Source organism: Paenibacillus sp. CFBP 13594 (assembly GCF_014842675.1).
Lineage (GTDB): Bacteria > Bacillota > Bacilli > Paenibacillales > Paenibacillaceae > Paenibacillus > Paenibacillus amylolyticus_B.
Genome location: NZ_JACYVQ010000012.1, coordinates 123,304 through 141,153, shown reverse-complemented (window position 1 = coordinate 141,153; position 17,850 = coordinate 123,304). Strand labels below are relative to the sequence as shown.

Annotated in this window: 14 protein-coding genes; 3 read left to right on the top strand and 11 right to left on the bottom strand. The window is 44.7% G+C overall.

From position 1 onward, the window contains the following. Positions 1 to 48: 48 nt before the first annotated feature. From IFU39_RS28160 to IFU39_RS28125, 8 genes are all read right to left on the bottom strand, one after another. On the bottom strand, positions 49 to 1,053 hold the full coding sequence (locus tag IFU39_RS28160) for a TauD/TfdA family dioxygenase (protein WP_091019653.1): 1,005 nt from the start codon (positions 1,051 to 1,053) through the stop codon (positions 49 to 51). A gap of 11 nt (positions 1,054 to 1,064) precedes the next feature. Then, on the bottom strand, positions 1,065 to 5,687 hold the full coding sequence (locus IFU39_RS28155; RefSeq protein ID WP_192136076.1) for a non-ribosomal peptide synthetase: 4,623 nt from the start codon (positions 5,685 to 5,687) through the stop codon (positions 1,065 to 1,067). Between the two features lie 338 nt (positions 5,688 to 6,025). Continuing rightward, on the bottom strand, positions 6,026 to 7,021 hold the full coding sequence (locus IFU39_RS28150; protein WP_192136075.1) for a phosphotransferase enzyme family protein: 996 nt from the start codon (positions 7,019 to 7,021) through the stop codon (positions 6,026 to 6,028). A 405-nt stretch (positions 7,022 to 7,426) separates the two neighbouring features. Next, positions 7,427 to 7,975 carry a hypothetical protein gene (locus IFU39_RS28145; protein WP_192136074.1) on the bottom strand — a complete coding sequence of 183 codons (549 nt, stop codon included), beginning with the start codon at positions 7,973 to 7,975 and terminating at the stop codon, positions 7,427 to 7,429. Between the two features lie 4 nt (positions 7,976 to 7,979). Then, positions 7,980 to 9,563 carry a glycosyltransferase family 39 protein gene (locus IFU39_RS28140; RefSeq protein ID WP_192136073.1) on the bottom strand — a complete coding sequence of 528 codons (1,584 nt, stop codon included), beginning with the start codon at positions 9,561 to 9,563 and terminating at the stop codon, positions 7,980 to 7,982. 199 nt (positions 9,564 to 9,762) lie between these two features. Continuing rightward, a complete protein-coding gene (locus IFU39_RS28135) occupies positions 9,763 to 9,972 on the bottom strand; it encodes a helix-turn-helix domain-containing protein (protein ID WP_192136072.1) in 210 nt (69 codons plus the stop codon). A gap of 262 nt (positions 9,973 to 10,234) precedes the next feature. Then, a complete protein-coding gene (locus tag IFU39_RS28130; RefSeq protein WP_192136071.1) occupies positions 10,235 to 10,768 on the bottom strand; it encodes a cysteine hydrolase family protein in 534 nt (177 codons plus the stop codon). A 46-nt stretch (positions 10,769 to 10,814) separates the two neighbouring features. After that, positions 10,815 to 11,201, bottom strand: coding sequence for an iron chaperone (locus IFU39_RS28125; RefSeq protein ID WP_192136069.1), 387 nt, complete (start codon positions 11,199 to 11,201; stop codon positions 10,815 to 10,817). A 184-nt stretch (positions 11,202 to 11,385) separates the two neighbouring features. Between IFU39_RS28125 and IFU39_RS28120 the strand changes: the two genes are divergently transcribed. Continuing rightward, the gene (locus IFU39_RS28120; protein ID WP_091019663.1) at positions 11,386 to 11,706 is read left to right on the top strand and encodes an ArsR/SmtB family transcription factor; all 321 of its coding nucleotides are present in this window, start codon (positions 11,386 to 11,388) and stop codon (positions 11,704 to 11,706) included. Positions 11,707 to 11,805: 99 nt separating this feature from the next. After that, positions 11,806 to 12,888: a saccharopine dehydrogenase gene (locus tag IFU39_RS28115; protein WP_192136067.1), complete on the top strand. Its 1,083-nt coding sequence runs from the start codon at positions 11,806 to 11,808 to the stop codon at positions 12,886 to 12,888. 115 nt (positions 12,889 to 13,003) lie between these two features. Here the strand turns inward: IFU39_RS28115 and IFU39_RS28110 are convergent, their stop codons facing one another. Further along, positions 13,004 to 13,666 (bottom strand): M48 family metallopeptidase, encoded by a 663-nt coding sequence (locus IFU39_RS28110; RefSeq protein WP_192136065.1) that lies wholly within the window; start codon positions 13,664 to 13,666, stop codon positions 13,004 to 13,006. Positions 13,667 to 13,814: 148 nt separating this feature from the next. Here IFU39_RS28110 and IFU39_RS28105 point away from each other — a divergent pair, with 148 nt between their 5' ends. Next, complete coding sequence (locus IFU39_RS28105) at positions 13,815 to 14,570, top strand: GNAT family N-acetyltransferase (protein ID WP_192136063.1); 756 nt, start codon at positions 13,815 to 13,817, stop codon at positions 14,568 to 14,570. Positions 14,571 to 14,756: 186 nt separating this feature from the next. Here the strand turns inward: IFU39_RS28105 and IFU39_RS28100 are convergent, their stop codons facing one another. Beyond that, the gene (locus IFU39_RS28100; protein ID WP_192136061.1) at positions 14,757 to 17,135 is read right to left on the bottom strand and encodes a GH36-type glycosyl hydrolase domain-containing protein; all 2,379 of its coding nucleotides are present in this window, start codon (positions 17,133 to 17,135) and stop codon (positions 14,757 to 14,759) included. A gap of 129 nt (positions 17,136 to 17,264) precedes the next feature. Continuing rightward, positions 17,265 to 17,684, bottom strand: a complete 420-nt coding sequence (locus IFU39_RS28095) for an ester cyclase (RefSeq protein WP_192136060.1) — start codon at positions 17,682 to 17,684, stop codon at positions 17,265 to 17,267. Positions 17,685 to 17,850 lie beyond the last annotated feature (166 nt).

Sequence of the window (17,850 nt, the reverse complement as noted above, 5' to 3'; positions counted from 1 at the left end):
GACAGAATAACCTTCCGAACGCTGTTATCCTTAAGTCGCAATTGAGGCTTAACGACTCACCGGTTCTCCCATGGCTACGAGTACTTTCCGATCTCCCTGGTACGGGTTCCGTGCATGCGCCACCAGCATATTGTCCAGCATAAGAATATCTCCCGCTTGCCATGGAAAGGCGATCGTGGCATCCGCATAAGCCTGACGAATATGTGCAGCCACATCAGCATCAATTGAAGTTCCGTCTCCATAGTACGTCTGGTATGGCAAGCCACTCTCTCCGAATTCTTCGAGCATCAAGTTGCGAACTTCCTCGTTCAGGCTACTGCTATGCCAGAAGGCAATATGATTAAACCACAGGTTCTCATTGGTATCCGGGTGGATCGTAATAGCCGGTCTCACCTGCTTCGTTGTCAATGTTCCATCCTCATTCCATTGGCAAGTCATGTTGTTGTCCAGGCAATATTGCTCGACCTCATCCTTGGACTCTGTGTGGAAAACATACTGCCAGGTCTGTCCGAATCCGGTTCCATAGTTTCGAACCAACATCCAGCCTTTCTCTGCAAAAACATCCCGAATGTCCGGATCAATGAGGTTATATACTTTCCGTACATCCACAATAGGTGTTTCTCCTCCTTCATCAGCAACAACAATACTGGAAAACCAGATTTTTTTGGGCCATGTCATGACATAGGACAATTCATTATGCGGTGCAATAGTCTCCTCGTTCGGAAATTCCGTTGACGTATACACCTTGCCCTGTACTTGGGTTCTCGGTGTCGCTCCTTCCTTATAACTGAGCGGTTCGGGGCAGCTTACATCGATGAACCCATAAAAGCTCTCTGGTGTGGTAGTATCAAAACCTCTGAACAGCACGCCACCATATTCCAAAATTTTCTCTTCTACCGTATCCTTATTGTTGAGATACCATTGATTCAGATCCAGACCGGCTACATTGGGTTTGATTACCAACGGCAGTTCCTGACCTTCCTCCAGAAACGATTGCTTCACAATTTCTTTCTGGATGACCATCTGCGCGCCTTTATCAAATTTCTTCTTCATCGTTAATCCTCCTAGGATTTAATTTTGTTAAATTTCCTTTTGCTCTTACTGCTATTCAGCAACACCATCTTGTACTCGTGGGCCATCACCTCCCAATCATGACGAACAGCTTGAAGACTCCGGGAGGAATCAGCTGCAATCAGCTCTACTACTGCCATATAATCATGCAGGAATCTCTTCATGGTGGATTTGCCGAACAACTCTGTTTTGTATTCCACCACTACATTCATTACATGATCAGCTTCGATAAGATTTAATGTCAGATCCCACTTGCTCTTGCCGCTGTGGCCCCACAAAATTTCATTCTGAGCAATATTTAGTCCTTCGATGTTGTACGTATTTTTGACATCAAGTACAAACCACGTCTGGAAGAACGGGGTGAGCCCCGAAGCACGATCCGGGTTCAGCAGTTCAATCAGCTTGCCGAAAGGCATCTCCTGATGATCAAACGCTTCAAATACCGTATTTCTAACCGAAATAATCTGGGCATTTACGGACTGTTCCGGGTCCATGACCGTCTTCAAGGCAAGGCTGTTGGAGAAATATCCGATCAACTTCTGCACTTCTGCACGATTCCGGTTTGCGACGGGTGTTCCTACGACGATCTCGATTTCACCCGAGTAAAAGTACAGCAACATTTTGTAGGCGGTGAGCATGGTGATGTACAGACTGGCATTGTTTTTCATACCGGCCTTTTTGATCATTTCAATGGTTTGTATCGGAATTTCTGCGAGCAGTATATCTCCGGTATCCACGTTGTTCACTGAAGGCTCCCGGTCATAAGGCAATACTTTTACCGATCGGTTGACGGTACTTCCCAACTGGTTGCGCCAATAATCCAGAACTGTCGGAAATTCTTCAGTCATCCATTTACCTTTTTGCCAATGTGAATAGTCGGAATATTGAATACTCAAATGCTCTATTGCTGCACTTTCTCCCCTCAGATAAGCATTATAGTATGACCCCAGTTCAGCCATCAGGATATCCTGCGACCAACCATCGAAGATAATGTGATGAAAATTAAAATAGGCAAAATATTGTTGTGCATGGATCTGATACAATCCAAAATAATACATCGGCCCGGTTTCCAGGTTGAATTGGTGTTTGGATTCTTCTTCAATCACACGCTTCAGACTAGCTTGGGAGTCATCCCTCAGCGTATACTGGACCTCTATGCCAAAAGGCTCGTAAGGTCTGATTCGCTGCACAGGTGTATTGTTCTCTACAACAAAATACGTTCTCAATACATCATGCCGCTGTAGGATCTGATTCAATGCATAGACGTATGCCTCTTCCGAGAATGCGCCTTCGAAAATGACATGTCCGGGAATGTTATACTTGGTGCTCTTTCCTTCGAACTGTTCAACCAGCCACAGGGATTCCTGATTGAATGACATCACACCTTTGAGATCCGGATCAACGCTCGCAATCTCTGTTGAAAGGAAGATCGGCTTGTCCATAATTCCGTTCAATACATCCACTTTGGATCTCTTTATTGTCTTGTGTTCCATGCTTATCATGCCTTCCTTTCCTTCCATGACCTGTTCCAGATGTGAACTTAAGGCTTGGATTGTAGGGAAATTAAACATATCGTTAATCGAAAACTCAAAACCTATCTCGGAAAGTCGGGTATAGATCTGAATCAACTTCAGTGAATCACCACCCCGTTCGTAGAAATGGTCCGTCACCCCCACCTTGTCCAGGCCAAGAATCTCAGACCAGATGGCAGATATCGTCTGTTCCATGCTTGAACTCGGCGCCACATACACATTGTCTTCATCCGATTGCGGCTTCTCTATCGATAACGCCAAGTAATCAATCTTGCCGTTAATCGTAAGTGGAATGGAAGACACCTTGATCAGATGTGTGGGAACCATATACTCCGGCAGCAGAGATGCCAAGGTATCTCGAATCATCCTCCGGGTTACATATGCTTCACTGACGTAATGAGTACATAACTGACGGGATTGCTGATCCGTCTTGACGCTTACAGCAACATCCCGAACTCCTTTGATTTTCAAAAAAGCTGCCTTGACCTCACCCAGTTCAATTCGATACCCGCGAATCTTCACTTGATCGTCCATTCTTCCGAGATATTCCATCTGACCGTCTTCTCTTAACCGGCATAGATCCCCAGTCCGGTACAAGCGCTCGCCTGGACGATCCGGGTGTTCGACGTATTTTCTGCCCGTCAACTCGGGTTGGTTCAGATAACCTCTGGTCACGCCGTCTCCCCCAACCAATAATTCACCCTGAACACCAACAGGAACATATTGCAGTGATTGATCAAACACATATATGGATGTGTTCTGAATAGGCTTGCCGATAGGCACATACTCCGTTTGATCAACATGAGGATCGTAGGCATAGATCATACAGCCCACCACTGTCTCTGTCGGTCCATATTCATTGAAAATAGTAACCTCATGCTTACTTTGCCGGGTAATATTTGCAGCCAGCGAAGTACTCAAATTATCGCCACCTACAATAAATGTTCGAACATTGGATCTGTCCATAATGTTCATGTCCTGAATCAATTGCAGATGTGCTGGAGTCAGCTTGACCAGCTCTACTCGCGGATCCAGAACAACATCCGCAATCAACGCTTTGTTATGAGACGAGTTATAGATAATCATCGTGTTACCCGTAATCAACGGCGTAAAGATGGATGTGATAGTCAGGTCAAAAGCGATAGATGAATACAGGGAAAAAGTCGTTTTACCGTCAGTAACATAGGTCTGACTCGCCCACCATATATAGTTCGTCAATCCCCTATGCTCCACCAATACACCCTTCGGTGCTCCAGTTGACCCTGATGTGTAGATGACATAAGCCAGATCCTTCATATCTATGGTCAAGTTCAGATTACCTGCTGGTAAATGCCCATCATTATCTTCACGGATATGAATGATTTCTAGACTGTCCGACAAATCGATACGCTGATTAACCAGGACAAACCTTATCTGAGAATCTTTCAAAATATGCTGAATTCGTTCATCAGGATACTCGGGGTCAATCGGAATATAAGCGCACCCGGCTTTCATAACAGCCAGAATCGCGATAACCATCTCCATACTGTGGGTTGCAATAATGCCTACCAGTTCTCGCTGCTTGATTCCTCTGCTGATCAGTGTCGTAGCCAAGCCGTTAGCTCTGGCATTCAATTGTTCATAGTTCATCTCCTTATCCCCCAGGATAAGTGCTGTATGTTGAGGGGTAGCAGCTGCCTGTTCTTCAAACAACTGAATGACCGTTTTGTCGCTAGGATAAGACGCCTCGGTATCATTAAACTCGATAAGCATCGATTGTTTATCGGCTTCGCTTACAATGCTGATCTGTTCAATCCTTTGTTCAGAATACTCCAGAACGGCTTCCGTGACCTTAAGAAACTGATCGAAAAGCTTGTCCATGAACGGTTCACTGAACAATTGGGTCCGATAATCCATCTGAAATATGATACGATCCTCATTGATTTTTTCAATAATGTTGATAAGCAGATCATTCGTCTCATGTCCGTTAAACTTGTTGTCCATATAGACATCATGTCCTTGCATCTTGTCAAAGCGTTCTGGACGATAGACCAGTGATATACCGAACAGTCTGTTCAGTTCCGGTAGTGAGAGCGACTCTCTTAGATCACGGATCAGCTGATTATACGGATATTTCTGATGACGTAATATTTCTTTTTGTTCATTGGAAATGCGTTGCAGCAAGGTTAACACGGTGTCAGAGGGTTCTACCCCGATCCTGACAGGTATGGTGGTGACAAACATGCCAATCATGTCTTTATCTGTTTTACTCGTGCGGTTCGCGTAGTTGGTTCCAACGACCAAATCGGTTTGGTGAGTGAGTTTATTCAGCAGAATAGCTAGAGTTGAGAGAAAAAAGGTGAATACGCTGACATTCTTCTGACGACAGAAATCTTTCAAACGTACATACATGGAGTGATCCATATTCATCGTTTTTCTTCTGGCTGCGGTGTGAGTTAGAAGGGGATTATGCGCTTTCAATTCCATAAATGCGGGAATCGTATGAAACTTCTCTCTCCAAAAGGCCTGATCTTTCGCATAGCGTTTGGAAGCGAGATATTGTTGTTCACTATTGATATAGTATTCATAATCGTGAATCGTAGTTTCCATTCTATTTGCATTATCATCTTTCAATTCGGCATGATAGGTTGCCGTAATCTCATCGGTCAACTGGAATAATCCCAGACCATCACAGATAATATGGTGAATCTGAATGATGTATCCGTATTGTCCAGGACCCTCATACGTATAAAACTGACATAGATCTTCACTGTGTACATGAATCGGATGGTTATCCACATACTCCGTCCATGTTTCATCCGTCAAGGCTGGATCTTCATGAATATGCTTGAGTGATCTGTACTCATAAGGTTGGATGTATTGTTTATTCTCACCTTGATCCAGTACAATACGAGTTCGAAGCAGTTCGTTATTCTTCAGAACCCTGTTAATCGACCGCTCTAGCAAGGTGAAATCGATCGGTTCCGGTATGCTCATCTTGGATGTAATCATCCATACATCTGATTTTGGATATAACATTTCCATGTACCATATTCTTCGTTGATGCTCTGTTAAAGGATGCAAATCAACACATACATTTCCCATCTAATTCTCCTTTATATATAATTTATCCTAAAATAAGTTAATTACAACTTATCATTCCACCCATATTTAATCAATAACTATTTTATTTGTTTTTTTAACAATTTTTTATATAATTCGACATCAAAAACCCTTTTTTAGCGTGGCAACAATGAAAGTCCCATCCAACCTTTCAACAAGATTTCCACTTCCGTTTCATTATTCGGTAATGTTCGAACAAAATGAAAAGCCCCGTGATCGATACAAAGGATCTGCATCTGACCGCGGGACCGGATTTACGTGAATGTTTCCAAAATTCATTGCTCATGGATCTTGACTATCCTGGGATGAATTGGAACACCTTAGCTGTCGACTACCTTTCCGAATTGCTCTGCCTGTTCTGTCATCTTCCGACTCAATCTTGCTCTTAGTCCGCTCATCCACTCCGGCTCATGTGACCACTGTTCTGCAACAGATCGAAGCATACGCAAATAGCCGTACAAGTTGGCGAAACGGCGACAAGCGGGGAACATACTCTCCAGATCATAACGTTCTCCTGTCTCGGACCAGTATCCGTTCAGGAACAATTGTTTCTTCTGCTCCCATTGTTCAGGCTCGATCTCCTCACGTAAACTATCCAGACTCTGTTCCACGTCCATTGCGTACCAGTGATACATCGAGTCATCGAAATCAATGGCATAACAAGACTGTTTTTTTTCGTCATAGAAGACATTGTCCGGTTCAAAATCGTAGTGGATAAGCCCGAAATTTTGCTTGTTTATCGGCCATGCTGCAAAATACGTTCGGAGAAGCTCTACCTCGTTCAGAGCAGCCGTCTCCGCAGGAAAATCCTCCAAAATCTTCTGCATCCAATCCAAAACATCTGTATAGGTCCAGCGCCGCTTCTCCTCCTGCTCAGGCTTGAATATACGCGATAGCTGGTGCAGCTCACCCAATGCCTGACCATAGCTGTACAGGATAGAGTCATTCAGTTGAATGCTCCCTAACTGCGATCCGGGGACTCGCTTGAATACGGAAGCGTAGTATGTTCCCCATGGTGTGTGAGTCTCTACGAGTTCTGTACCTGAATGGGAAGGTACCACCTCCATGGCTCCATAATGATTCGTTCGAAGATAACGGAGGAACTCCAGTTCAGCACTAAGGTTGATTTGATTTTTTTCCTCTACCGGGGCAAATCGAAGCAATCTCACTTCCCCCTGATCTCTAAACGGATACACCGCATTGGAGGAGATGCGATAATACTGAAACATGTCCAGCGATTCGGGATCATAACTCCAATTCTTCAGAATCATCTCGGCAAGGTCGTTATTTTGAAATAAATGTTTTAATGTTAACATGGGCATTTCTCCTTTTTGATCGTTTTTTTGTGGATCGTTTATAGCACACGAATGCCTATTTTTGCGCGCAAAAAGCCGCAGGCTATGCCTGCGGCTTTTAAAAATTCTGAGTGTATGAGAAATTTGCACAAGCAAATAAACCTCGCATACGCCAGAAAAAATGAGCAGTTATATCCCTATATATCAGCAGATCTCAGATCGACTGGGAAACCGGAAGTGTCCCACACTGTATCTGAATGATCTGCCGGAATTATTCAGTTTATGCTTACCTTCATTGTAGTAATAGAACATGCCATCTTAGACCGTCGTTTCATGACGCTCACTCCCTTCAAAAAACAGCTGTTTCCATAATAACCCATAGGCCAAATGTAAGCAATTACAAAATGACGATAATTCCATCATCTTTTACTGGACAACCATCATCCGTTCCACCGTCTCGGTGTTGTCCGTATACCACACCATCACGATGTTTTCTTTTTGAAGATCAGACACTTGAACGGACGAATTCCCATTTGGTCTGGCATTGCCCGAACGCCGCATTCCCATGCCTTCAGTGATAGCAACATCATCACCTATATTCAATTTTATCTCCATTCCGGTATCCTTCCATTCCATGCTTGGGGATGAGTTGGCCTGCACCTCAAGTAACGCCAGCGTAACTGTGTTTCCATTCACGGAGATGACTCTACCCGTAATGTCGGCATTCATCATCCTTTGCGTCATGTCGGGACTGCCTGTTCGATTATTCATGCCCAGGGTTCCCCTTCCACCTCTCGATGTTCCACCGTTCATGCCCAGACCGCCACCATTTGGCATGCCAAACCCGTTCATACCTTGCACAGAACCGGTGTTGGTAATATTCTGGGCGGTTATAACATCGCAAGCCGTCAGCATAACCATGCATCCTAGCAACAGGAATAGCGTAACCGATGTGAAATATTGTTTTTTTCGCATATGATCACCTTTTTCTCAGGGAATATTGCTCCAAGGTACCTTTACGATGGAATATGAAGTCATACGTGTCTTTGAACCCCATATAGGACAGCACAACCAACAGCGGATATACCGGGTAGATGTATCTGGACTTAATCTCCCAGAGAATATAAAATCCGATGAATCCGAGAATGACCAGAATCAATGAAACTTCGTCATACCTTTTACGACGAATTCCACCTACCAACCGGATGAGGATAAAACAGTACATCAGGAAATTCATCACATATACGATCCAGAGTAATCCCGTCCGATAAGCCGAATCCCCCTGCAACAGTTCTGTTACCGCATTGGTATAAATATAGGACCCTGCGATTCCGCCTCCCCTTCCTCTTCCGGCACCGATGGAACTTTCATTGCCGATTCCGTATCGGTCCATCTGGTATGTCCCTTCGGTCCAGGTCCATATGATCTTTTTGTAATACATCTGCACCAAGTCACTCGCACTTGCTTCGGACAGCTTGCTGCCAATCTCCTGTTTGAACAATGCTGCGCTCTCGGCCTTATTGTAGTTGGCCTGCCTCTGATAGATCTGATAACTCTCCATATTGTCCCAGAAACCAAAGCGCTCCAGATTAATCCCCATATTCAGCCACATATAGACTGGCGCGGCATTCTCTCCAACAGGTTCGCTCATAGCACCGGAAGATTGAAGAACCGCATTCTGAGTCCAGGTTGGTACATTAAACAACATAGCCAGCACACCGATGGAAATGACAACTTTCTTCACTCCGATGCTCCGCATATTCAGCAAGATATATATGATAGCTGCGATTAACACGATAACGCCGATGCTTCGAAAGTAATTGCCCATCGCGAGAAAAATGGCGGCAAGGATGATTGTTTTCCAAGACTTTTCACGCACAAAACGAATGATAAAGTAAAGACAAGATGTCAGAAATGCTGTGGCAATCACATCGTTATAGATCAGGTTGTTCAGGAACAAGGCAGGCAGGTACGTTGCTGCAAAGATCAACACACCGTAATCACGTTCCGTGGATCTGTCATTCACTTGTTTATAAATAAGATAAATCATGAATGTTGTTAATGTTGAAAACAAAATATTAAATAGTTTGATGACCAGATAATTGTCCGGGAACAGGTAAAGCAACGTCTTCAGGTACAGCACGATCGAGTAGTTGAACGGGAACATGTGCAGATAACCACCCGTTTCAAACGAAGAGTAGTCTTGGTCATACAGCATGTTCATGGCGAGTGAGAGCACGGTCTGTGAATCATCGGTGGGCACTCTCGGAAATACAAAAATGATGATGATCTGAATGACGAGAGAACATAACAGTACAATCGGAATAACAACCTTCGGGCTACATTTGTTCAGTTTCAGACACAGCGCATATAACCAGACACCTGAACCAAGAAGCAAAAGAATGACCGGGAGAAAAACACTCCACTGCTGCATGCCCAAAATGGGATTGTCCCCATACAAGGCGTAATTGTACTGGGCCCGAACCACCAAGGACGAAGCAATAAACACAGCAACAAACACGAGCAAAATGAGATAAAACGACTTATGCAGCATCTTAGACATGCCAAAACTCCTTTTCCATTACAGGATTCCGTGAGTATTATAATCGCTCTGGCTGAAAAATCGCTGAAAGGGAGTAACGCTTGCAATCGGTACTGATCGGCATGTGTATGCAGACAGAAAAGACCGTCCCTTTGATTAAGGTAACGGTCTAAATGTCCATTTTTTGAGAAGTACAGGGCCTTAAGCTAATTGTTGAAGATCACTTCTCTTCCTTGATAAACTCAATGATATCCTGGATCTCACAATCCAAAGCCTCACATATTCGATTCAGCGTATCGAACTTCACACCATCGGTTTCTTCATTATATAATTTGGCAATCCCATTTCTATGTAATCCGGTTAGTCGGGATAAATCAGCAATATTAATTCTTTTCTCACCCATAATACGAGATAAATGAACCTTGATCATACGAATTCTCCTCCAAACTAAAATGCACACTGTGATGTTGACAAAGGATGCCTTATTCTATCCAATACACACAAATAGACCGCCCCCGTAGCAAAGGAATGCGGTCTATTTCATCGTGCCCTTATGTTACCGAAGCCCACCGCCCTTAAAAGCGGCTATTGCTCGGAGGAGTCGTGTTACCAGCACGGCTCTCTTTGCATTTTACGTCTAATCTGCTCTTATTATACCATACTCAAATCTCCGGCGTCACATGTAAACCACGCTAGATACGATACATTTCTTTATACTCATCCACATATAAAACTTCAATGCAATTGGACCAATTCAGAATCGAACCGACAAAATCCTGAATGTCCAGACCCGGCATTTCATACGTCTCCGCTGTGTTCACCGAACCTGTTGCGTCCTCAATTAAGGTTACCTTAAACCCTTCGTGTTCTGCAGTAATTGCCGTAAACAGACAACAATATTCCATGTTGAATCCAACAATAAATACATGTTCTACCTGATGCTCATGTAGCCAAGTTCTTAGCTCCGGATTGCTGAAGGCACTTGGTTTGCTTTTCTCCATAACGGGATACTGACCCGTACCCATTATGATTTCCAGGTTCGCAGTATTCGTATAGAACAGTGAAGAGCCCTCCTGATCGTAATCTACATGTTTCATGTATATGATTGGCTCATGTTGCTGTTCAAAATCAGCGATAACCGCTTCTATCTTGCCCAATTGAGCAGTGAAATCCTTCATTAATGTAATCCCATACTGCACATCCAACACGATTAGTGCTTTGTTCATCTGCAATTCCCCTTCAGTAGACTAACAGATTTCCATCCACCATTTCCTACTTTTTGCGTTTCTTTTCCAGCGCGATCTCCACATTTTCTTTCACCCGATACTCCACAATCCGGCGGATCAGATCCTCCGGCAATGGCTGGTCCAGCGGAAACTGGACAGATCCCTTGGCCCCTTTGTATTTAGAGAGTTCCTCCTTGAACGCCAGAATCCCACTCGGAGCAGGGTAAAACCCAATATGATGCTGGTATGCGGCAAAATGAACCAGATTCCCATGCTGTACATACGTAGGCATCTTGTAACTGATCTTCTCTTCGGCGTTCGGAGCCGACTCGCGAATAATCTGTCTTAACGCTTGTAATCTCACCTGTACATCAGGTGTAAACTCCGAGATATATTCATCTACCAGCACCGAATAATGGTTACTCTCAGCCATTTTGGACTCCTTCCACCACGGATACATCAATGGATTCGTGGTACGGGCATATTTGCTCTTATTGTACTTCAAATGGACAAGCGGAACAGCTATTTTCCTGCAACTTGGAATGTTAAATTTGATTTTTAAGTGAACTAAGCATTATAATACGTTTAAACAATTAAACATTATAACGGAGTGAGCCATGAACGAATCGATGGGTAACCAAAAAGTTATTGATATTTTCGAGAATCTAAGTCCTTATCTTCAAGGTTTGGGAGACCCCGTTCGCCAGCGAATCATATCGCTGCTCATTGATCAAGAGAGCATGAACGTATCCCAGATTGCAGAGCATATTCCCATGTCACGCCCTACGGTCTCTCATCACTTGAAAATATTGCGTCAATCCGGGCTGTTATCGGTTCAGAAAAAAGGTACGGAGATGTATTACAAACTGGAGTTCAACGATGCGATCGCAATACTCAAACAGCTCGTTCATCTCGTGGAAGTGGAATGTCAGAGCTAGCGCATACCGCGCTGGTGTACTGCATTCCTTTTCTTCACTCTATTACGTTTAACAGTTTAAACATATAAGTACATAAACATATCAACGGAGGTATATCGAATGAATAGAAAAAGAGTTCTTATCGCTGGAGGTTATGGTGCTGTAGGTGCACAGCTTGCCCGCATTTTGCATGACAGGCATCCTGATCTGGAATTGGTATTGGGAGGTCGTTCTGCGGGTAAAGCAGCACCTTTTCCATCCAATCGTGTCCAAACCGTTGTTGTTGATACCAATGCAGACGATCCACTGATTCACGCAGGAGAGAATATATCGTTAATCATTAATGCAGTGAACGATCTGGATGATCGGCTACTGGTATCGGCTGTGCGGAGAAAAATTCCACTTATCGATGTAACACGCTGGACGGAGGTGTTCAATCAAGCGATCCGTACAGTAGAACAGGAGGAACTTCATGCCCCTGTAGTGCTATCCTCTGGATGGATGGCAGGAACAGCTTCTTTATTTGCCATGATACTTTCTAACACTCTGCAACATGTCGAAGTAAACATTCATGCCCTGTACTCGCTGCGAGATAAAGCCGGGCCTGACTCAGCAGCTTTTATGGATCGGATGAGTATTCCCTTTCAGGTGACCGAATCCAACATGAACCGGCTTGTCTATCCCATGACAGATCCGGTTAAAGTACATTTTCCGAACGGGTACACGACCCCATGTTACAGATTGGATACACCCGATCACGTTACTTTGCCTCATACCAGCCATATCGATTCCGCCAGTTTCCGTATTTCATTCGATAGTAAAGTATCTACCTATGCACTCGCCGGATTGGTCAAAACCGGAGTGTGGAAGATGATCAGTGGTGAACGTTTCCAGCCATTCCGGCGGAAATTGCTCTATAATCCGGGAACCGGGAGTGCACATCATCTGGTCATTCAATTGAAAGGGATGGATGCAAAAGGAAACGACGTTAAACGAACGATGACAGTCTCTGACCCACTCGGTCAAACTCATATGACTGCACTCGGCGCTGCGGTGCAAGCCGAGAAGATACTGATGATGCCAACGGACAAGCCTATGGCTCCAGGCATCTATTATCCTGAGCATCTGTTCAATGACCGAATGGACATGGATGCGGTTACTCATTTTTTCAAACAATACGGCGTTCAAGTAACCCACTCCTGATCCAGACACAACAAAAATCCGCGAAGCCGCTCACTGCAAACAGTGGGACCTTCGCGGATTTTAAGAATAATAATAGAGGGATCTATCGTGTCCAAGTGAAAGCTTGGGTCTGGAATTACAACGTCATGGCCCGACCATTTCGCATCAGATAATCTTCTTTTGTTTTGTAATCCGGCATGATACTGCCAATCCGCCGCCAGAAGGAGCGATCATGATTCATGTGGTGAATATGGCAAAGTTCATGAATAATGACATAATCGATCACTTCCAATGGTGCCATCGCCAGGCGATAATTGAACGTAAGTTTTTTGTCCCAGCTGCAACTGCCCCACTTGGTGGGTGAATCTACGATCTCTATCGACCTCGGCTTAACCTTCAACTCCTGCTGATAACGACCGATGCGCTGCCCAATCATGCGTTTACACTCTGCAAAATAAAACTTCTTCAGATTCGCTCGTAGCTCCTCTTCTGTAAGCCCCTCTACAGGAATTAATTCATGCAGTGCATGCTCCTTGCCAAAAAGCAAAAACTTCCCCTTGCCCTCATCTTCGTATTCCTTGGCTTGAGGACCGTCGAGCGCTTGCTGCATCAGAGCGGATTTTTTCAAAATCACATCCCCATGTTGCTCCACAAGTTGCCGGATCATGTCTTCACTGGTACCATTGGGTGCTTTGATGGTTACCATATAAGGCAAGTCCATCGTGATGGACACTTTCTTGCGTTTGCCGTATTGGATATGACAGTTAATGCTGTGATTATTTAATTCTATCGTTAACATAACGCGCTCCGCTTCTGAAATTATTCATTCAATCAAATTGTATACCATCTCCGGCTATAATGCATACTGTTCGACGATATATATGTTCGCATTGTATTTTCATACATTATTATGTATTATTATTTAATCATAAAATCGGAGGTTGGATATGACGCATACCATAGATTCCGAATACAAAACCATTGAAGAACTATCCCTTAATCACTGGCAACCCTTGTCCACCTTATTATATGACGGTTGGGTGCTCCGTTTTGCCAAAGGATATACCAAGCGTGCAAACTCCGTTCAACCTATCCATTACTCCACTCTGGATGTGCATGAAAAGATTGATGAATGTGAGCGCATCTATGCCTCCAATCAGTTAAATACCATATTCAAAATCACACCGTTTATTCAGCCGGAGCATCTCGACCAGCTTTTGCAAGAAAAAGGGTATGGCGTTGTCGATCTGACCCATATCCAGACTCGGAGTCTAGATGATATAAAAGAACCTGTACACCAAGCTGTACAGATCGACGAACAGTTGACCACAGCGTGGCTAGATCACTTTTGCCGACTAAACAAGGTGAATGATCTGCAACGGAAAACGACGGAATTAATGTTGGACAATATCCGAACAAAGGCAGGTTTCATCTCGCTGTTGATTGACGGGCAGGTCGTCGCTTGCGGGTTTGGTGTCATCGAACGTGGCTATATTGGATTGTATGATATCATTACAGACGCTAATTTCCGGAATCAGGGACTTGCTGAACAGATGATCTTGCATCTATTGCATTGGGCAAAAAAACAAGGTGCTACCTCCAGTTATCTGCAAGTTGTTGCGAATAATGCACCTGCGTTAAAGCTCTACGCCAAGCTTGGTTATTCGGAAATATATAGCTACTGGTACAGAGTCAAAGAATAGAGTGTTTGCTAATCAAGCTTTGCTTGTGAATTCTTTTATCATATTCAGTCTGACAAACAGATTAATTCAAAACAACATCTTGAAAGCAAAAACTGCCCTCCTTCTATAAAGGAAAGGCAGTTTTTAATTTTTCTTAGTGATTGTCCAAAACTCTTCACACCGTTTATCACCTACTCCGTACTCTTTCTACAAAGGCAGCTTCACCAGCACCTCATAATTCACGCCAGCTTGGATATTCTTGATGATGTCACCTTCGATCCGTTCACCGTCAACATGCACTTCAATCGCCTGGACAGTTGCATCCTTCTTCATGTTTACATGCAGCTCAGCTCCGCGGAACAAACGCGTGACCGATGCCTCGTTCCAATCTTCTGGCAACTGCGGGCGAACCTGAAGCCCTTGCTCGTGACCCTGCAAGCCAAACAATCCGTCGATCAGGCAACGATACACCCACGGTACTGTGCCGGTGTTGAACAGATGACTGGAGCGCCCGGCTGTACGTGGGAATTGACGATAGGCTCCACGATAATAATTCGGGATAAATACGGGTAGCTGACCCCGCTGGAGGATATCCTCGGCATCGGGGCCAGGAATCATTTTACGCAGCAAACGATACGCCTTCTCCTTCTCGCCCACCAGATACAACGCATAAATATAGAACGCCGCCGCGTGATTGTACACTGCACCATTCTCTGCACTTCCCGGATGTTTCTGCGTAACACGGCCTACATCTTCCCGCATCGCTGTGAAGGACGGCGCGAGTTTCTCGACACCATATGGCGTCTCCAATTGCTCCTCTACCGCACGGATTAACTTCTCCTGTTTATCCTGATCCGCAGCACCGCTCATAAGTGCCCAGCTCTGAGGATTGATATAGATGCGTCCTTCCACGTCCTTGCTCACACCGAACACTACGTTATCATCCGTAATGCCGCGGGCATACCAGTCCCCATCCCACAAATACTCATTCGCTACCGCATTGGTCTGATTGGCTTCCTGACGGAATTCTGCCACAACATCGCCATGCCCTGCCTGTTCAGCAATTTCTGCCCAAACATTAAAAGCATATGCCGTCGCAATGGTCAGCCAGCCGGATACGCCTTTGCCTTTGTATCCCACCATGTTCATCGGATCACACCAGTCACCCTGATTGATATAGTTCAACCCACGCTCATCACGCTCATGGATCAACCAACGCATCGCGAGATTCATATGTTCCAGTACGGAAAGCTTCTGTTCACTGTCTGTAAAAGCAACCTGTTCCTCCAGAATGCTATAGTCATTGGTTTCATCCAGATAAGTCTTCATACAGACCGGAAGCCAGATACAGTGATCGGTATGAGGAATCTGGTTAATATATTTCAATTCTGCGTCCGGGTGCAAAATAATGCCGTCCGGCATGGCGCCGCTAATATGCTGTTGTGACAATGCAGTCAGGAACGCAGCCCGCGCAACCTGCGGTTGAATGTAACTCATCCCCATATTATCCTGCAGATAATTCCGGGTCTGTGGATCGGTCGAGAGACGGTTTGTTTTCCCGTGATAATACATCTGCCGAGGCAGCCAGTGATTCACGACATTATCTAACCAGCTATCCGGTGTCTCAATCTGGATGTTCCCTTGCCCTTGCGCAATATAATTCGCATACTCCTGCTCGGCAGCCGTAAAACCATCCTGTCCTTCCTCATTCTGCTTCACAAAATAATGCTGACGGATGCCCTCAATCTCTGCTTCATCATGAGCCGGGCCAAAGATAAATCGGTAGGCCTGCTCAGCACCAGCTTCCAGATCTACTCTGTATTGCAATACGGCCACAGGTGTCTCATATCGCGCATCTCCACCAGCGAGTGTCTCCGACTGAAGTCCAGAAGGATGATGAAGTCCGCCTTCGCCTTCAAAGCTTTCTTGATTCACTTCCCATGCGGCCGGTTGATGATCTGCAAGCAGATAGGTTTTGTCACTGTAGGTTTTGATTTTGCTATAGTCCTGATATTTCTGATACGGCGTAACCGCCGAGCAGACAATGCCCTGTAACTCTTCCACATAGGAACCGGACTGGTTCATCCATGACATATAACCGACTGTATAATACGGGTAGATACTCAGCTTGCGTTTTCTCGAAGACAGATTGGTTACCTTTACACGCCACAGCTCCATAACATCCTCCTTCGGCAGACGCAGGGACATCTCGATGCAAATGTCGTCCTGAATCACTTTCCAATGAATATCATGTTTGCCTACAGCGAACGTATAGCTATCCGCCTGCTTGCGAACCGGTTCATACGGGGCAGAGAAGATTTCGCCGCTTACTTCATCTTTAATGTAGACAAACCGTCCCGGATGGTGGGCATAGTATGGCTGCTCCGGTTGCATGAATGTCTTCGCTTCCAGGTTGGGTGCGTACGAATATTTGGCAGGTTCGGGCTGCATGAATTGGGCCACCGCGTACCCCCGGCAATTCACATGAATCATCATCTTTTCATTCCAAAGAAATCCGGATGCCTTCGGTAAACTTGTCGGGCTTGTTAGTTCAACATACTGATTATCTTCCGTTGCTTTAATCATCACTGAACCTCGCTTTCAGATTATGAAGTCAAAAGGCAGAAAACGTTTTAGGTAACTTGTATACAACTTGGTTCATTATAACACGGGAACGCTTACAGAAAATCAAAAACTAAAAAAGAGCTGAAAAAATCAGCTCCGATTCCGTTCCAATTGTTTCTCGATACCCAATCTGTCGATCTGAATCCAATATTCTGCAATGCGTTCGTTTGCCACCCGGTATACCGCGCTCGCAATTTCGATCACTGGTAAGTTGCTTGGTGTATATCCGTCCACGTCTCCGACATGGGTACCCGTTTGTCTCCAGCGCACGTAGACTTTATCCCCTTGCGTCAGCAACTCCTGGATTTCAAGTGAAAACTCCCCGTAAGCTTCGATCATCTCCCGCACATGATCCGCATAATCGGAAGGCGTTCGGGTCACCGTAACCTCTTCTTCGGATATCACTTGATGGGCCAGTACCTGTTCCCCCATTACACTGCTTGCATAATCCGGATTCCGGCCAGATCGGACCTCTTCAAAAAAGGATCTGACAATCTGTTCTGCTGTCATCTGAGCCACTCCAGTCTATTCAAAATATCCGATTATATATAAATATGTAGTAATTCTTGTATTTTAACATGGAACACACGCTACGGAATTACATCTGTTCTATTGTTCTACAGGACTTAAAACCTACCCTCTCACCTTGACAATGCGTCAATATGACCATAAACTA

Coding starts and splice junctions, on each gene's coding strand:
- IFU39_RS28155 (WP_192136076.1), bottom strand. CDS start 5,687: ATGGGAAATGTATGTGTTGATTTGCATCCTTTAACAGAGCATCAACGA.
- IFU39_RS28120 (WP_091019663.1), top strand. CDS start 11,386: ATGAACGAATCGATGGGTAACCAAAAAGTTATTGATATTTTCGAGAAT.
- IFU39_RS28110 (WP_192136065.1), bottom strand. CDS start 13,666: ATGTTAACGATAGAATTAAATAATCACAGCATTAACTGTCATATCCAA.
- IFU39_RS28105 (WP_192136063.1), top strand. CDS start 13,815: ATGACGCATACCATAGATTCCGAATACAAAACCATTGAAGAACTATCC.
- IFU39_RS28160 (WP_091019653.1), bottom strand. CDS start 1,053: ATGAAGAAGAAATTTGATAAAGGCGCGCAGATGGTCATCCAGAAAGAA.
- IFU39_RS28150 (WP_192136075.1), bottom strand. CDS start 7,021: ATGTTAACATTAAAACATTTATTTCAAAATAACGACCTTGCCGAGATG.
- IFU39_RS28135 (WP_192136072.1), bottom strand. CDS start 9,972: ATGATCAAGGTTCATTTATCTCGTATTATGGGTGAGAAAAGAATTAAT.
- IFU39_RS28145 (WP_192136074.1), bottom strand. CDS start 7,975: ATGCGAAAAAAACAATATTTCACATCGGTTACGCTATTCCTGTTGCTA.
- IFU39_RS28140 (WP_192136073.1), bottom strand. CDS start 9,563: ATGTCTAAGATGCTGCATAAGTCGTTTTATCTCATTTTGCTCGTGTTT.
- IFU39_RS28115 (WP_192136067.1), top strand. CDS start 11,806: ATGAATAGAAAAAGAGTTCTTATCGCTGGAGGTTATGGTGCTGTAGGT.
- IFU39_RS28100 (WP_192136061.1), bottom strand. CDS start 17,135: ATGATTAAAGCAACGGAAGATAATCAGTATGTTGAACTAACAAGCCCG.
- IFU39_RS28125 (WP_192136069.1), bottom strand. CDS start 11,201: ATGGCTGAGAGTAACCATTATTCGGTGCTGGTAGATGAATATATCTCG.
- IFU39_RS28130 (WP_192136071.1), bottom strand. CDS start 10,768: ATGAACAAAGCACTAATCGTGTTGGATGTGCAGTATGGGATTACATTA.
- IFU39_RS28095 (WP_192136060.1), bottom strand. CDS start 17,684: ATGACAGCAGAACAGATTGTCAGATCCTTTTTTGAAGAGGTCCGATCT.